Consider the following 15,579-nt stretch of genomic DNA (forward strand, 5'->3'; position numbering starts at 1 on the left):
CCGGTACTGTCGGCCGGATGAGGGCTGCGCACCGGGTGGAGTGGGTGGTCGCCCTGGTGGCCGCCGCCCTCGGCGGCATCTACCTGGCCGCGCCGGTGATGGGGTCGGACCTGGCCGCCCAGGTGGCGCGGGCCGGATTCTTCGCCGCACACGGCTTCACGCCGATCGACCTGCGGTGGTACGGCGGGGTCGACCAGCTCGGATACAGCCTGGTCTCACAGCCGGTGATGGCACTGCTCGGCGTGCGGGTCACCGGCGTACTCACGGTGGTTCTCGGTTCGGTGCTGCTGGCCGTGCTGCTGCGACGCACCGGCGGCGTGCGGCTCTGGGCGGCCGGGCTGCTCGGAGTGGCCGGGCTCGCCGGGAACCTGGTGAGCGGGCGGGTGACGTACGGGCTCGGGGTCGGGCTCGGGCTCGGGGCGCTGGTCGCCCTCACCTTCCTGCCCCGGCGGGGCGCCGCGGTGGGTGCGGTGGTGCTCGCCGCACTGGCCTCGGCGGCCAGTCCCGTGGTCGCGCTCTTCCTCGGACTGGCCGGCACCGCCCTCACCCTCGCCCGGATGTCCCCATCCACCCGAGACACCCCTGCGAGCCGGCCGCACGGGCTCAGCCGGCTCTCACGGGTCCTTCCGGGGGCCCGAGACACGTCTGGGGGCCAGCCGCGCGAGCCCGGCCGGCCGGCCGGGCTCCTTCCGGGGGGCCGAGACACGCCTGGGGGCCGGCCGGGAGTGTGGGCGGGGCTGCTGGTGGCCGGGCCCGGGGCCGGGCTGATCGGGCTCAACGGGCTGTTCTTCGGAGACGGCGGGTGGATGAACATCAGCCGGGACGACACGGTGCACGCGGTCGTGACCGGGCTGGCGGTGGCGCTGCTCGTGCCGGTGCGACCGATTCGGATCGGGGCAGTGCTCGCCTCGGCCGGGGTGCTGGCGGCGGCGGTGATCCACACGCCGGTGGGGCTCAACGCGACTCGGCTGGTGGTGATGTTCACGCTGCCGGTGCTCATCGCGTACGGGAAATTGCCGGGATTTTTCGGGAAAATGCGGCCGATCGCGCTGATCGCCATCGTGGCGCTGGCCGCCTGGTGGCAACCGCCGGTGGTCTCGGCCGACCTGCGTGACCGCGGGAACCCGACCGCCGACCCGGAGTACTTCCGGCCGCTGACCGCGCTGCTCACGACCCGTCCGCTGACCGGACGGGTGGAGATCCCGCCGACCCGGGACTACTGGGAGGCGGCCCGGATGGGCGACGTGCCGCTGGCCCGCGGCTGGCTGCGGCAGGCCGATATCGATCGGAACCCGCTGTTCTTCACGACCGTGCCCGGCGCCACCGGGACCGGGGTGGCGCTGACCGCGGAGAGTTACCGGGCGTGGCTGGCCGAGCAGGCCGTCCAGTACGTCGCGGTGCCCGACGCCGAACTGGCCTGGCCCGGACGCGACGAGGCGGCGCTGGTCACGGGCGGTTTGCCGTATCTGACGCTGATCGCCACGATGCCGCACTGGCGCCTGTACGCGGTCGCCGACCCGCAACCGATCGTCACCGCCCCGGCGACCCTGGTCCGGCACACCGCCGCCGCGATCACCCTGGACGCGCCCGCCGCCGGGGACGTGCGCGTGCGGGTCCGCTGGTACCGCTGGCTGACCGCGCCGGGCGGCGCCCGAGTGATCAAAGACGGACACTGGACGATCCTGCGAGTGCCGGGGCCGGGGCGCTGGACACTGTCCGGTTAGGCTCCGGGCCGTGTTCGACGGACTGGACGACATCGACTGGGCTTCCATGGAGCACGCCTACGGCCCGGCCGAGGAGGTGCCCGACCTGATCCGCGGCCTGATCGACCCGGACCCGGCCGTCCGCGAGGAATCCCTCGACGAGATGTACGGGGCGGTGCACCACCAGGGCGACGTCTACGAGTGCACCGTCGCCGCCGTCCCGTTCCTGCTCGAAGCCCTGCTCGACCCGCACCGGCCCGGTCGCGGCGACATCGCCGGGCTGCTGACCAGCATCGCCGAGCAACACCCGGCCGATCCGCTCGTGCACCGGGCCCACGCCCTGGTCCTGGCCGCCGCGCCGGCCCTGGCCGGGCTGGCCGGCGACCCCGACCCGGAGCTGCGCGCGGCCCTGCCGCCGCTGCTCGTCGTGGTCTCGGCGGCCCTGCCCGGCCTGGCCGACCGGTTCTTCACCCAGCTGACGACCGAGCCGGACGCCGAGATCCGGCAGACCCTGCTCGACGCGCTCGGCAAACTCGGCGGACCCGGCATCCTCGACCGCCTGCTGGCCGTCGACGGCCCGGCCAGCACCCGGGTCGCCGCGCTGATCGCGGTCGCCCGCGCCGATCCCGCCCGGGTTCCGCTGGACGACGCGGCCGGGCTGCTGGAGCGGGCGTACGCCGAGGAGGCGCCGCCCGAGGAACCGGCCGGGTTCGTCACCGACACGCTGACCGGGTCACTGCGGCAGCGGGCCGAGGAGGACCGGGCCGGCCGCCGGGCCCCGCACGCCGGCCGGCTCATCGACAGCCTGACCGACGCGCTCGGGCCACGCGTCACCGAGCGGATCGCGCTGCTGGAGACTTTGCTGGAGTCGCCGCACGCCGACGTGGCCGGTGACGCGCTCCACGGCGCGACCAAACTGATCGAACGCCGGCGCGGTGACCATCGGGGCCTCGTGACCCGGATCGCCGGATTCCTCACCCACCCGGACGCCGAACTCGCCGAACGGGCCGCCCGGAGCCTGAGCGGCTGGGGCCCGGTCGCCCGGCCCGCGGCCGACGCCGCCGCGGCCCGGCTCGCCGAGTTCACCGCGAGCGGGCGGCCCTGGACCATCCGGTGGGCCTCCACCGCGCCCGACCTGCACCCGCTGGTCGCACTGCTCGCCCGGTGCGGTGACGAGCGGGCACTGCCCTACCTGTACGCGTCGCTGACCCTGCCCGAAGTCCCGAAGGACGTCGGATACCTGCTCGCCCACTTCCCGGCGGACGCCGACCGGATCGTCGCCGCGGTCACCCGCCGGCTCGCCACGACGGACGCCGAGGAACGCTCGTCGGCCGAGTGGTCCGCGCTGCTGAGCGCGCTCCGGGCCTGCGGCCCGGCCGCCGCGCCGGCCGTCCCCGAACTGCTCGCCGCGCCCCTGACCGACTGGTCGGCGGTCACCCTCGGGCGGATCGGGCCGGCCGCGATCGCGGCGGCACCGGCCCTGCACGCGGCCGTCACCGGCGGCGAGGACCGGCTGGCCGTGCCGGCGGCCGGAGCGCTGCGGCGGATCGACGGGTGGCCGGGGGCGCTGGCCGCGCTGACCGCCCGGATCGAAGGGCCGGCCGGGCGGGCCGCGCTCGACGAGATCGCCGCGATGGGGGTGGAGGCCGCGGCGGCCGGGCCCTATCTCGCGACGTTCCTGGACACGCCGCCGGAGCCGCCGTTCTGGTCGGCGACCGCCCACGGATTGGCGTACTGGCAGGTCACCGGGGACCTGGAACGGTCGCTGCCACTGGTGACCGCGGCCTGGAACGGCAACCAGCACACCCGCCCGGTGATCGCGGAGCGGGCCGCTGGGGGGCTCGCGGCCGCGCTGACCCCGCTGTTCCGGGCCGAGCTGGCCGAGTCACGGCGGCACGGGCTGTTCGAGAGCGGCTGGTCCAGCTCCGCGGTGCTGGACGACGAGAAGCTGCTCGCCACCCTGCGCACCTTCTGACCCCAGCCCTCCCGACACAACCCCCAGCCCCAGCCGACCGCCCCCAGCTGGCCCTCAGGGCTGCCTCCACCCCCGCCACACAGCCCTCAGCACCAGCCGAACAGCCCCAGCTGGCGCTCAGGGCTGCCTCGACGCCCGCGACACAACCTTCAGCGCCAGCCGGACGGCCTCAGCTGGTGCTGAGGGTTGCCTCCGGCCCTGCGAGGCAGCCCTCAGCGCCAGCTGGGGACCGGGCGTCGCGGCTGGGGCTGGAGTGGGGGTGGGCTTGCGTGGGGGCACGGACGGGACGGGGGTGGGGGCTTGAGGGGTGGGTGGGGTTGTTGCTCTGAGCGTGACCAACGGCGGACGTCGCCCTGGAGGGGGTCGCGTTCTGGGCGCGCCAGCGCCCTGCGGCCCCCGGAAGGGTCCCCGCGGGAGCGACGATCCGGACCACGGCGGACCGGGGCAATGAAGAATTTGATCTAGATCTTGCGGGCGGCCCGCTTGCGTTCGCGCTGTTCGCGGGTGAACTGCTTGCGGCGTTCGAGGTCGGCCTTCCAGCCTTCGCGGGCGAACTCGTCGCAGCCCTGGACCGCGCCTTTGGTCTGGGCCGGGCCGATCATCGACCGGAACCACATGTCGTCGAAGGTCTCGTGGAACCAGCTCGCGAACCGATCCTGAAACTTCGCCACGACGCTCTCCTAAGACAGTTAGTGGGCTAATGGTTGGTGCCCCAACTATTGGTAGACTAACTCACGACCTGAGGAGAACCCAAGTGAGTGATGAAGACCCCCTGGCTCTGGAGCAGCAGGTCTGCTTCGCGCTCTCGGTCGCGGCGCGGAGTGTGGTGGCGATCTACCGCCCGCTGCTGGAGCCGATGGGCCTGACCCACCCGCAGTACCTGGTGATGCTCGCCCTGTGGGGTGAGTCACCGGTCACCGTGCGGCGGCTCAGCGAGCTCCTGGCGCTCGACCCGGGCACGCTGTCACCGCTGCTCAAGCGGCTGGAGGCGGTCGGCTACCTGCGCCGCGAGCGGGACCGGGCCGACGAGCGCAGCCTGGCCATCACGCTGACCGAGAGTGGTCAGGCGCTGCGGGCCGAGGCGTTGAAGATCCCGCCGGCCGTGGTCGAGCGGCTCGGCCTGCCGATCGAGGACCTGCGGAAGCTGCACGCCTCACTGACCCAGGTCATAGCCGCGGCCTTATGAGAACACCCGCTCCATCGCGGCCCGCGACCGGCGGGTGATCCGCAGGTAGCGGTCGACGAACTCGCCCGGGTCGCCGCCGCCCAGCAGCAGCACCGTCCCGGCCAGTTCCACGCCGTGCTGCGGCAGCTGATCGGTCGGCCGCCCGCGCACCAGCGTCAACGCGTTGCGCACCTGTGCGGCCAGGGTCCAGCCGGCCGCCATCTCCTCCGCGTCGGCCGGCGTGACCAGCTCGGCCTCGCGGGCGGCGTCGAGCGCCTCCAGCGTTTTCGTGCAGCGCAGGCCCGGCACCTCGTGCGCGTGCCGCAGCTGCAGCAGCTGGACGGCCCACTCCACGTCGGCCAGGCCGCCGCGGCCCAGCTTGGTGTGCGTGTTCGGGTCGGCGCCGCGGGGCATCCGCTCGGTCTCGACCCGGGCCTTGATCCGCCGGATCTCGACGACCTGCTCGCGGCTGAGCCCCTCGACCGGGTAACGCTTGGTGTCGGCCAGCGCCTCGAACGCGGCGCCGAGCTCCGGCGAGCCGCAGACGAACCGGGCCCGCAGCAGCGCCTGCGCCTCCCACACCTTGGACCAGCGGTCGTAGTACTGCTGGTAGGCCTGCAGGCTGCGGACCAGCGGACCCTGCCGGCCCTCGGGACGCAGGTCGGCGTCGATGCCCAGGGCCGGGTCGGGCGCGGGCGCGTTGAGCAGCCGCCGCATCTCCTCGGCGATCGCGTGGGCGGCCGCCTCGGTGCCGCCCTCGAAGACGAACAGCACGTCGGCGTCCGACGGGTAGCTCATCTCGTAGCCACCGAGGCGGCCCATGCCGATCACCGCGAACCGCATCCCGGCCGGGCCCGGCTTGACCCGGCGGGCGATCAGCAGCGCGGCGTTCAGCGTCGCGTCGGTGACCGCGGACAACCCGTCCCCGAGCTGGTGCACGTCGATCGGGTGGGCCGGGGCCAGGTCACCGGCCTGGCTCAGGATGTCGGCGCAGGCCAGCCGGAACAGCTCCCGGCGGCGCAGCGCGCGGACCGCGGCGATCGCCTTCACCGGGTCGTCGGCGTGCCGCTCGGCCGCCGCCGCGAAGCCGTCGACCAGCTTCTCCTTGGACCGTGGCCGCAGCTCGGGGTCGTCGGCCAGCAGCCGCAACGCCTCCGGGTCGCGGGTGAGCAGGTCGGTCGCGTACCGGGAGAGGCCGATCACCCGGGCCAGCCGCCGGGCCACCGGGCCGCCGTCGCGCAGCAGCCGCAGGTACCACGGCGTGCTGCCCAGTTTGTCGGACACCTGGCGGTAGTTGAGCAGGCCACGGTCCGGTTCGGGGGCGTCGGCGAAGTCCTGCAGCAGCATCGGCAGCAGGGTGCGCTGGATCGCCGACGTCCGGGTCACGCCGCCGGTCAGCGCCTCCAGGTGCCGCAGCGCGCCGGCCGGGTCGGCGAAGCCGAGGATCTCCAGCCGTTTGCGGGCCGACGCCGGGGTCATCCGCAGCGCCTCGGCCGGCACCCGGGCCACGGCCTCCAGCAGCGGCTGGTAGAGCAGCTTGACGTGCAGGCGGCGGACGTTGGCGGCATGCCCGACCCAGTCCGAGCGGAACGCCTCGACCGCGTCCTGCCCGGGCAGCGCCGTGTACCCGAGCGCAGCGGCCAGCCAGCGCAGGCCGGCCGGGTCGTCCGGGACGGTGTGGGTGCGCCTCAGGTGCTGCAGTTGCAGGCGGTGCTCGACGGCGCGCAGGAACCGGTACCCCCGCAGCAGCGTCTCGCCGTCCTGCCGACCGACGTAACCGCCGGTGACCAGGGCGCGCAGCGCCGGCAGGGTGCCCGGCAGCCGCAGCGTCTCGTCGACCCGGCCGTGCACGAGCTGCAGCAGCTGCACCGCGAACTCGATGTCGCGCAGCCCGCCCGGCCCGCGCTTGATCTCCCGGTCCAGCTCCTTGGCCGGGATGTTGTCGATGATCCGGCGGCGCATGTCGCGCACGTCGGCGACCGCCTCGGGCCGCTCGGCGGCGTGCCAGACCAGCGGCGCCAGGTCGGCCAGCCACTCCTGGGCCAGCGCCAGATCACCGGCGGCCGGACGGGCCTTGAGCAGCGCCTGGAACTCCCAGGTGCGGGCCCAGCGCCGGTAGTACGCCTGGTGGCTGGCGAGCGTGCGCACCAGCGGGCCGCGACTGCCCTCCGGACGCAGCGCGGCGTCCACCGGCCAGGCCACCTGCCCGCAGATCTCCATCAGCCGGGCCGCGACCGCGGTGCCGACCTGCAGGTCCTCGTCGGCGGCGGCCACGAAGATCACGTCGACGTCGGAGACGTAGTTCAGCTCGTTGCCGCCGCACTTGCCCATCGCGACCACGGCCAGGCGGGGCTCGGGCTGCCCGTCCAGCGCGATCGAGTACGCCGCGGACAGGGTCTCGTCGGCCAGCGTGGACAGCGCCGCCATGGTCGGCTCCAGGCCGCGCCCGCCGGTCAGGTCGGCCGCGGCGATGCGCAGCAGCGAGATCCGGTACGCCCGCCGCAGCGCCGGCACGGTCGGCGCGTCCAGCTCCAGGTGACCTTCCGGGTCCGGTGGCAGCCCGCTCTTGGTGGTGGCCAGGGTGCGCCACTCCTGCTCGTTGGCGACCAGATGATCGCCGAGGGTCGACGACGCGCCGAGCACCGCGACGAGCCGCCGGCGCAGCCCGTGGTCCCGGTACAGCTCGTCGATCAGCTCGCGGCTCGCGGCGTTCTCGGTGATCTCGCCGGTCGGGCCGGTGGGCCGCCCGCCGCCGGCCCGCTCGGCGGCCCGGGACACCGAGTCGACCAGGCGGTGGAACTGGCGCAACGCCAGATTCGGGTCGGCCGCCCGGGACAGGGCGTGGATCAGCTCGGCCGCGTCACCGCTGACCGGGCCGTGCTCGCCGTCCCACAACCGCAGACCCCGCGGACCGAGCAGGTCGGCCCCGTTGTCGGCGAAGCCGTACCGCGCCAGCCTGGTCGGTCGCGTCATCTCAGTGCCCCAGCAACGGCAAGGTCCTGGGCGTCTCCGCGTCCGGCAGCTTGCCCAGCGCGAGCGCGGCGAACCGAGCCGCGAACGGCTGCCACACCTCCTCGACGTCGGGCAGGATCTCGGCCACGGCCAGGACCACCGCCTCCGGGTCATAGCCCAGCTCGTCCAGGTCGGCGGCACCGTCCCGGACCCAGTCGGCCATCATCTCGGCGTCACACTCGATGTGGAACTGCAGGCCCCAGGCCCGATCCCCGATCCGGAACGCCTGATGCGGGTAACGGCTGGACGCGGCCAGTAGCGTCGCGCTCAACGGCAGCTCGGTGATCTCGTCCCGATGCCACTGGACCACGTCGGGCAGCAGCGGCACCCACTTGAACAGCGGATCCGTGTCGGCCGCGTCGCGCTTGCCGACCAGCCCCGGGCCGATCTCCGGCCCGGACGGGCTGCGCTCCACCTGACCGCCGTGCGCGCGGGCCAGCAACTGCCCGCCGAGACAGACGCCGAGCGTCGGCACCCGGTGCTTGACCGCCTTGCGCAGCAGCCCCTCCAGCGCCGGGAACCAGGGCGCGCCGGGCTCGCCGGCCGCGTCCGGATACACACTCTGGTCCCCGCCGAGCACGACCAGGGCCGCGAACGTGTCCAGTGACTCGGGCAACGCGTCACCGGCATGGGGCCGGACCACGGTGACCCCGAGCCCGGCCTCGGTGAGCCAGTCCCCCAGTCGCCGGAGGTCGTCGGTCGGATCGTTCTCGATGACAAGCGCTGTGCTCACCCGTCGAGGCTAACCCGGCAAACACCGACAGGACGCTGTCGGGGTGGACCGGCAGAGTCGATTCCGACAGCTTCTTACTCAGGTTTCTTTCCCAGGGGGAATGTGATGAGCAACGGCATCGGGTGGATCGAAGTGGGCGCCGACCGGCCGGAGGAGGCCGAGAAGTTCTACGGCGACGTCTTCGGCTGGACGTTCGCGGACGACGACGACTCGATCGGCCCGGACGGCCGGCCGTACCGGATGGTGACCGGTCCGGACGGCGGCGCCCCGTTCGGCGGCTTCTACGGCACCGGCGGGCACGTTCCGCCCCAGGCGATCTTCCTGGTCGTGGTGGCCGACACCGAGGCCGCCTGCAAGCAGGCCGAATCGCACGGCGGGCGGGTCCTGGTCGGCCCCCAGCGTGAGCCCAACGGGCTGGTCTTCGCCCGCCTCAGCGACCCCGCGGGCAACCTCTTCGGCGTCTTCACCCCGCCCGCCCGTCCGTAAATGATCAGCGGGCCGGGGTCCAGCGGGCGACCACCTCGTCGTCCTCCTGCTCGCCGGTCTCGACGAAGCCCATCGACAGGTACAACGCCCGCGCGCCCGCGTTGGCCGGCTGGTAGCTGAGGGCGACGTCCGGCGTGCCCGGCTCGGCGATCAGGCGGTCGCGCAACAGCCCGACCAGGGCGCGGCCGACCCCCTGACGCTGGTGCCGGGCGTCGACGACGAGGCCGCCGATCCACCGGCTGCCGTCGTCGTCGACGGCCCAGATCGCGAACCCGACCACCTCGTCACCCCGGTAGGCCGCGACCGGCTGCCAGGTATCGCCGTAATTGCACATGCACAGGTAGTACGTCACGTCGGCGACGAAGCGCCTCTGTTCCTCGTGGACGGTCAGAGCGGCGCAGTCCCGCCAGTTGCCGGCGGTGACCGGCTCCAGACGGATCGAGTCGGCAGAGATCATCCGGAGATCTTCGCAAAGTCCCCCACCAGCGACAGCCGCTCCCGCCGGTCACCTGGAATGTCCAGATCGCCCTCGGGGAACACGCGCGCCGGGGCCACCTCCCGGGTCGGGGTGATCGTGGTGATCCGATCGGTCCGGAAGATCCGCACCGACTCGCGCAGCCGGCACCAGGCGATCAGATACCACTGCTCGCGGATCCCCACGTAGCCCAGCGGCTCGATGTCGCGTGTAGTCACCGCGCCGGCGCGATCCGCATAACCGATCCGGAGCACCCGGCCGACCGGCAGCGCCCCGACCGCGGCCCGCGGCATGGACGCCGGTGCCGCCCCGCCGACCAGGTGGATCCGGTCGGCCAGGGCCTGCGCGGCGGCCGCGTCGTCGGCCCGCATCACCGCCACCAGCTTGCGCAGCGCACTCGCGGCGGACTGCCGGAACGGTGTCCCGTCGAGCCGGCGCAGGGCCAGCGCCATCGCCACCGCCTCCTCGGGGGTGAGGTTGACCGGTGGCAGCGTGTGCGTCCGGTCCAGGCAGTAGCCCCCGGTGCGGCCGGTCTCGGCGTAGATCGGCGTGCCCGACTGCTGCAGGGCGGAGATGTCCCGCTCCACCGTGCGGACGCTCACCTCGAAGCGCTCGGCCAGCCAGCGCGCGCTGCGCGGGCGGGGCGCCACCGCCCTCAACTCCTCGACGAGGGCATACAACCGGTCGGTACGGTTCACGTCACGAAACCTAGCCGGGGGGTACGACAGATTAGTCTCTCCGGCATGACGCAGGAGTCGCCCGGCGCTCGGGTGTCCACACTGGAGCTCTTCTTCGACCTGGTCTTCGTGTTCACCGTGACCCAGCTGGCCGATTCGCTGGCGCACCACCTGACGTGGTCCGGCCTGGTCGACGTCGCGCTGGTGCTGTTCGTGGTCTGGTGGATGTACTCGGGGTACGCGTGGCTCACCAACGCGGTCGCCCCGACCACCACCGTCCGGCGCACCCTGCTGCTGGCCGGGATGGCCGGCTTCCTGGTGATGGCGCTGGCCATCCCCGAGGCGTTCACGGAGTACGGCTGGATCTTCGGCGCCGGCTACCTGGTGGTCAACATCGCCCACTCGGTGCTGTTCCTGCAGGCCGGCCCGGCCGCGCTGCGGATGATGCGCACGCTCGGCCCGATGAACCTGGTGGCCGCGCTGCTGGTGCTGGCCGGCGGTCTGCTGCCCGAGCCCTGGCGGCACCTGTGCTGGCTGGCCGCGCCGCTGGTGCAGGTCACGGCCGGGTACCTGCACCCGGCCGAGATGCACACGATCTCGGCCGGTCACTTCGTCGAACGGCACAGCCTCGTCATGATCATCGCGATCGGCGAGTCGGTCCTGGCCATCGGCGTCGGCGCCACCGATCTGGACCTCGACGCCGGCCTGATCCTGGCCGCCGTCCTGGGCCTCACGGTGGCCTACTACCTGTGGTGGAACTATTTCGCCGACGGCGACCGCCGCTCCGAGCACGTCCTGGCCGAGGCCGTCGACCCGGCCCGGCGTGCGCGCCTGGCCCTGAACGCGTGGGGTTACGCGCACATCCCGATGCTCCTGGGCATCGTCCTGACCGCCGTCGGGATCAAGAAGACCCTGGCCCACGCGTTCGACGCGCTGCACTGGGACGAGGCTCTGGCCCTGGGCGGCGGCGTCGCCCTCTACCTGCTGGGCCACGCGATCTTCCTGCGCCTGCTCCGGCTCCCGGGCGCGCCCTACCGCGTCGCCGTGGCCGCGTTGTGCCTGGCCGCCGTCCCGCTCGGGCACCACCTGGCGATCGCCCAACTGGCCGCGACCGCGATCATTCTCGCGGCCGGCGCCATCACCGAGGACATTCCCCGCGTCCGCCGCGCCGGCCTGGCCAACGCCATCGGCGATTTCGGCCGAGGATCATAAAAACCCCGATTTGGTACGTCATGAGCACCCGTCCCGCGGCACTCCGCCCCAAGCCCACGCCCCGCGGCGAGCCCACGCCCCGCGGCACTCCGTCGCGAGGCCGCCGCCGCTCCCGGGGGCAGGCTCGACGTCAAGCACACGTCGCGTGGGGGTGCCGCGGGGCGTGGACGACGGCGGGTGCTCGTGGGGTGGGAGTGTCACGGGGCCGGGCTTGACGCCGTACGCAAGCAATTGGCTCTTTTTAAGCGATGCAGGCGCAGACGATGAGGGCGGCGCCGAAGTGGGAAGCCGCGCTGACCAGGGCGCCGCCGTGGAAGGTCTCGGTGCAGATGACCTCGCCCAGCTTGCCGGGGGTCATCCAGTCCAGCACCTTGAAGGCGAGCCCCATGATCACGATGCCGAGCAGGCCGAAGAGCAGCGTCGACGCCAGGCCCTGGCCGAACGAGTCGTAGGTCGTCCAGATCGCGGTGAACACGATCGCGGCGATGCCGAGCTGGTTGGCGGCGAGGAGCAGCGACGCGTTGGGGTTGCGCTCGATCCAGATCAGGTCGCGCAACCGACCCGGGGTGAGCATGTCGATGAGCACGTAACCGACCGCCATCAGACCGATTCCGATCAGGCCGAAGACGATGCTCCGCCCGGCGCCCTCCAGCAGATCCTGCAACACGGCCTCTCCCCTTGTCGCGTGACGTCAGAGGAGACCGTACCCCGTGTGGCAAAACTTCGGGGCACGGCGCTGCAGCAAGGGGGCCCGGCTGTCCGCCCGGTCGTCAGCGGCGACACGGCGGGAACAGTTCAGGCGGCGGCGGTCCTTCCGGACCGTCGCCGCCTGGCGTCAGTTCGAGTTGCTCAGAGGGCGCCCAGGTACCGTTGGCGCTCGTAGGGCGTCACCTCGCGGCGGAACTGCTCCCACTCGGCCCGCTTGTTCCGGAGGAAGTAGTCGAAGACGTGCTCGCCGAGCACCTCGGCCACCAGCTCCGAGCCGGCCATCACGTCGATCGCCTCGGACAGGTTCTCCGGCAGTGCCTCGTAGCCCGCCGCCTTGCGCTCGGCCGGCGACAGCGACCACACGTCGTCCTCGGCACCCGGGGGCAGCTCGTAGCCCTCCTCGATGCCCTTGAGGCCGGCGCCGAGCATGACCGCGAAGGCCAGGTACGGGTTCGCGGCGGAGTCGATCGAGCGCACCTCGACGCGGGCCGAGCTGGGCTTGCCGAACGCCGGGACGCGCACCAGGGCCGACCGGTTCAGGTGGCCCCAGCTGACGAACGCCGGCGACTCGGTGATCCGGTCCGGCAGCTGCATCGGGAAGAGCCGCTTGTACGAGTTGACCCACTGGTTGGTGATCGCCGTGTACTCCCGGGCGTGCACCAGCTGGCCGGCGATGAACGCGCGGGCCGTCTTGGACAGCCGCTGCGGGTCCTCGCTGTCGTAGAACGCGTTGCGCTCACCCTCCATCAGCGAGAGGTGGGTGTGCATGCCGGAGCCCGGCTGGTCGGTGTACGGCTTCGGCATGAAGGTGGCCCGCACGCCCTGCGACAGCGCCACCTCCTTGACCACGTGCCGGAACGTCATGATGTTGTCGGCCGTGGTCAGCGCGTCGGCATACCGCAGGTCGATCTCCTGCTGGCCGGGGGCGACCTCGTGGTGGCTGAACTCGACCGAGATGCCGATCCGCTCCAGGGCCAGCACGGCCTGGCGGCGGAAGTCGCGCGCGACGGCGTGTGTGGTGTGGTCGAAATACCCACCGGCGTCGACCGGGACCGGCACCGAGCCGTCGTTCGGCCCGTCCTGGACCAGGAAGAACTCGACCTCGGGGTGGGTGTAGAAGGTGAAGCCCTTCTCGGCCGCCTTGGCCAGGCCGCGGCGCAGCACGTGGCGCGGGTCGGCCCAGGCCGGACTGCCGTCGGGGAGCAGGATGTCGCAGAACATCCGGGCGCTCTCGCCGCTGCCGCCGCCCTCGAACGGGAAGACCTGGAACGTCGTCGGGTCCGGCATCGCGACCATGTCCGACTCGAAGACCCGGGCGAAGCCCTCGATCGCCGAGCCGTCGATGCCGATGCCCTCCTCGAAGGCGGACTCCAGCTCGGCCGGGGCCACCGACACGCTCTTCAGCGTGCCGAGCACATCGGTGAACCAGAGACGGACAAAACGGATGTCGCGCTCCTCGAGCGTGCGAAGCACGAACTCCTGCTGTCGGTCCACTTCCACCCCTTGTCCCGGTGTCGATCCTTCGAGGCCGAGACTACGCTGACCTTGGCTTGTGACGTCGGCCCGGGTCAGGATCCGAGGGCCCGTCATTGGGGAACAATAAGGTGCATGCCCACGCTGCGCATCGCCCTCGCCCAGGTGAATTCGACGGTCGGCGACATCGCCGGCAACGCGGCCGCGATCCGCCGCTGGTCGCGGGCCGCCGCCGACTCGGGAGCGCACCTGGTCGCGTTCCCGGAGATGATGCTGACCGGCTATCCGATCGAGGACCTGGTCTTCCGTAATTCGTTCGTCGACGCCTCGAAGCGCGCGCTGCGCACGCTCGCCGCCGACCTGGCCGCCGAGGGCCTCGGTGACCTGGCCGTCGTGGTCGGGTATGTGGATGCCGACGGCCCGGCCCCGATCAGCTCGGACGCCACGCCCGGGACCGGCCGCCGGGACGCGTCCGCGCTGCTGCACGGTGGCGAGGTCGTCGCGACGTACTTCAAGCACCACCTGCCGAACTACGGCGTCTTCGACGAGGACCGCTACTTCGAGCCCGGCGACGCGCTGACCGTGGTCCGGCTCGGCGGGGTCGATGTCGCTCTGACCGTCTGCGAGGACATCTGGCAGGCCGGCGGGCCGTTCACCGCGGCCCGGCGGGCCGGGGTGGGACTCGTCGTCAACATCAACGCTTCGCCGTACGAGTTGAACAAGGACGACGTCCGGCTGCCGCTCGTGCAGCGCCGGGCGGCCGAGGCGGGCGCCGCCGTGGCGTACGTGAACATGATCGGTGGTCAGGACGAGCTGGTCTTCGACGGGGACTCGATCATCGTCGGGGCGGACGGGGAACTGCTCGCCCGGGCGGGACAGTTCACCGAGGAGCTCCTGGTCCACGATCTCGACCTGCCCCTGGCCGATGCCGCGCCGAACGCGGAAGGCTCGACCGACGCGACGAAGCCGCCGGTCGAGCAGGAAATCCTGCAGGACATGTCGATCAGTCGGACCTCTGCGGCCGGCGAGCTCGCGCCGCTTTCCGACCGCAGGTCCGGACAGATCGCCGAGCGCGTCTCCGACGAGGCCGAGGTCTGGACCGCCCTGGTCATGGGCCTGCGCGACTACGTCAACAAGAACGGCTTCCGCTCGGTCGTCTTCGGCCTCTCCGGCGGCATCGACTCCGCGGTGGTCGCCGCCATCGCCGTCGACGCCCTCGGCCCGGAACGCGTCACCGGCGTCTCCCTGCCCAGCGGCTACTCGTCCGAGCACTCCAAGGACGACGCCGCCGACATGGCCAAACGCACCGGCATGAACTACCGCGTCGAGCCGATCCAGCCGATGGTCGACGCGTTCCTGGCCAACATGTCGCTCTCCGGCGTGGCCGTGGAGAACCTGCAGGCCCGGGTCCGCGGCGTGATCCTGATGGCGCTCTCCAACCAGGACGGGCACCTCGTGCTCACCACCGGCAACAAGAGCGAACTGGCGGTCGGTTACTCCACGCTCTACGGCGACTCGGTCGGCGGCTTCAATCCGCTCAAGGACGTGCCCAAGACGATGGTCTGGCAGCTCGCCCGCTGGCGGAACACGCAGGGCGACCCGCCCATCCCGGAGAACTCGATCACCAAGGCCCCCAGCGCCGAGCTGCGGCCCGACCAGAAGGACTCGGACTCGCTGCCCGACTACGCGGTGCTTGACCCGATCATCAAGGGGTATGTGGATCACGACCTCGGCCGGGACGAACTGATCGCCGCCGGCAACGACCCGGCCCTGGTGGACCGGGTGCTGAGGATGGTCGACCTGGCGGAATACAAGCGCCGCCAGTCGGCTCCCGGCACCAAGATCTCCGGCAAGGCGTTCGGCCGGGACCGCAGGCTTCCTATTACCAACAGGTTTCGCCAGGAGGAGAGTCTTTAGTCCGCTTTAGGGGTGGCGGGCGGGGTGGTTGGACGGGTGTGAC

Annotated in this window: 13 protein-coding genes; 6 read left to right on the top strand and 7 right to left on the bottom strand. The window is 72.4% G+C overall.

From position 1 onward, the window contains the following. The first annotated feature begins 17 nt into the window (after positions 1–17). Together ACSHV8_RS33455 and ACSHV8_RS33460 are read left to right on the top strand one after the other, a co-directional pair. Positions 18–1,724 carry a hypothetical protein gene (locus ACSHV8_RS33455; RefSeq protein ID WP_436522342.1) on the top strand — a complete coding sequence of 569 codons (1,707 nt, stop codon included), beginning with the start codon at positions 18–20 and terminating at the stop codon, positions 1,722–1,724. Positions 1,725–1,734: 10 nt separating this feature from the next. Continuing rightward, positions 1,735–3,678 carry a hypothetical protein gene (locus ACSHV8_RS33460; RefSeq protein ID WP_436522344.1) on the top strand — a complete coding sequence of 648 codons (1,944 nt, stop codon included), beginning with the start codon at positions 1,735–1,737 and terminating at the stop codon, positions 3,676–3,678. Between the two features lie 461 nt (positions 3,679–4,139). Here ACSHV8_RS33460 and ACSHV8_RS33465 read toward each other — a convergent pair whose 3' ends face one another. Next, the gene (locus ACSHV8_RS33465; protein WP_436522346.1) at positions 4,140–4,349 is read right to left on the bottom strand and encodes a hypothetical protein; all 210 of its coding nucleotides are present in this window, start codon (positions 4,347–4,349) and stop codon (positions 4,140–4,142) included. Between the two features lie 83 nt (positions 4,350–4,432). On the opposite strand from ACSHV8_RS33465, the gene ACSHV8_RS33470 reads away from it, so the two are divergent. Further along, positions 4,433–4,864 carry a MarR family winged helix-turn-helix transcriptional regulator gene (locus ACSHV8_RS33470; protein WP_436522348.1) on the top strand — a complete coding sequence of 144 codons (432 nt, stop codon included), beginning with the start codon at positions 4,433–4,435 and terminating at the stop codon, positions 4,862–4,864. Here ACSHV8_RS33470 and ACSHV8_RS33475 read toward each other — a convergent pair. Together ACSHV8_RS33475 and ACSHV8_RS33480 are read right to left on the bottom strand one after the other, a co-directional pair. Then, positions 4,859–7,816, bottom strand: coding sequence for a bifunctional [glutamine synthetase] adenylyltransferase/[glutamine synthetase]-adenylyl-L-tyrosine phosphorylase (locus tag ACSHV8_RS33475; protein ID WP_436522350.1), 2,958 nt, complete (start codon positions 7,814–7,816; stop codon positions 4,859–4,861). The two genes, ACSHV8_RS33470 and ACSHV8_RS33475, sit on opposite strands and share 6 nt — an antisense overlap. Position 7,817: 1 nt before the next feature. Continuing rightward, the gene (locus ACSHV8_RS33480; RefSeq protein WP_436522352.1) at positions 7,818–8,588 is read right to left on the bottom strand and encodes a type 1 glutamine amidotransferase; all 771 of its coding nucleotides are present in this window, start codon (positions 8,586–8,588) and stop codon (positions 7,818–7,820) included. A gap of 105 nt (positions 8,589–8,693) precedes the next feature. Here ACSHV8_RS33480 and ACSHV8_RS33485 point away from each other — a divergent pair, with 105 nt between their 5' ends. Continuing rightward, the gene (locus ACSHV8_RS33485; RefSeq protein WP_436522354.1) at positions 8,694–9,074 is read left to right on the top strand and encodes a VOC family protein; all 381 of its coding nucleotides are present in this window, start codon (positions 8,694–8,696) and stop codon (positions 9,072–9,074) included. Between the two features lie 4 nt (positions 9,075–9,078). Here the strand turns inward: ACSHV8_RS33485 and ACSHV8_RS33490 are convergent, their stop codons facing one another. Next, positions 9,079–9,531 (bottom strand): GNAT family N-acetyltransferase, encoded by a 453-nt coding sequence (locus ACSHV8_RS33490; RefSeq protein WP_436522356.1) that lies wholly within the window; start codon positions 9,529–9,531, stop codon positions 9,079–9,081. After that, on the bottom strand, positions 9,528–10,247 hold the full coding sequence (locus tag ACSHV8_RS33495) for a helix-turn-helix transcriptional regulator (RefSeq protein WP_436522358.1): 720 nt from the start codon (positions 10,245–10,247) through the stop codon (positions 9,528–9,530). Before ACSHV8_RS33495 ends, ACSHV8_RS33490 begins: the two co-directional genes overlap by 4 nt. A gap of 45 nt (positions 10,248–10,292) precedes the next feature. Here ACSHV8_RS33495 and ACSHV8_RS33500 point away from each other — a divergent pair, with 45 nt between their 5' ends. Then, complete coding sequence (locus ACSHV8_RS33500) at positions 10,293–11,438, top strand: low temperature requirement protein A (RefSeq protein WP_436522360.1); 1,146 nt, start codon at positions 10,293–10,295, stop codon at positions 11,436–11,438. Between the two features lie 241 nt (positions 11,439–11,679). Here ACSHV8_RS33500 and ACSHV8_RS33505 read toward each other — a convergent pair whose 3' ends face one another. Next, a complete protein-coding gene (locus tag ACSHV8_RS33505; RefSeq protein ID WP_436522362.1) occupies positions 11,680–12,105 on the bottom strand; it encodes a DUF350 domain-containing protein in 426 nt (141 codons plus the stop codon). A 182-nt stretch (positions 12,106–12,287) separates the two neighbouring features. Beyond that, complete coding sequence (locus ACSHV8_RS33510) at positions 12,288–13,640, bottom strand: glutamine synthetase family protein (RefSeq protein WP_396120796.1); 1,353 nt, start codon at positions 13,638–13,640, stop codon at positions 12,288–12,290. A 114-nt stretch (positions 13,641–13,754) separates the two neighbouring features. On the opposite strand from ACSHV8_RS33510, the gene ACSHV8_RS33515 reads away from it, so the two are divergent. Continuing rightward, positions 13,755–15,536 carry an NAD+ synthase gene (locus ACSHV8_RS33515; RefSeq protein ID WP_436522365.1) on the top strand — a complete coding sequence of 594 codons (1,782 nt, stop codon included), beginning with the start codon at positions 13,755–13,757 and terminating at the stop codon, positions 15,534–15,536. Positions 15,537–15,579 lie beyond the last annotated feature (43 nt).

Source organism: Actinoplanes sp. HUAS TT8 (genome assembly GCF_051380535.1).
Lineage (GTDB): Bacteria > Actinomycetota > Actinomycetes > Mycobacteriales > Micromonosporaceae > Actinoplanes.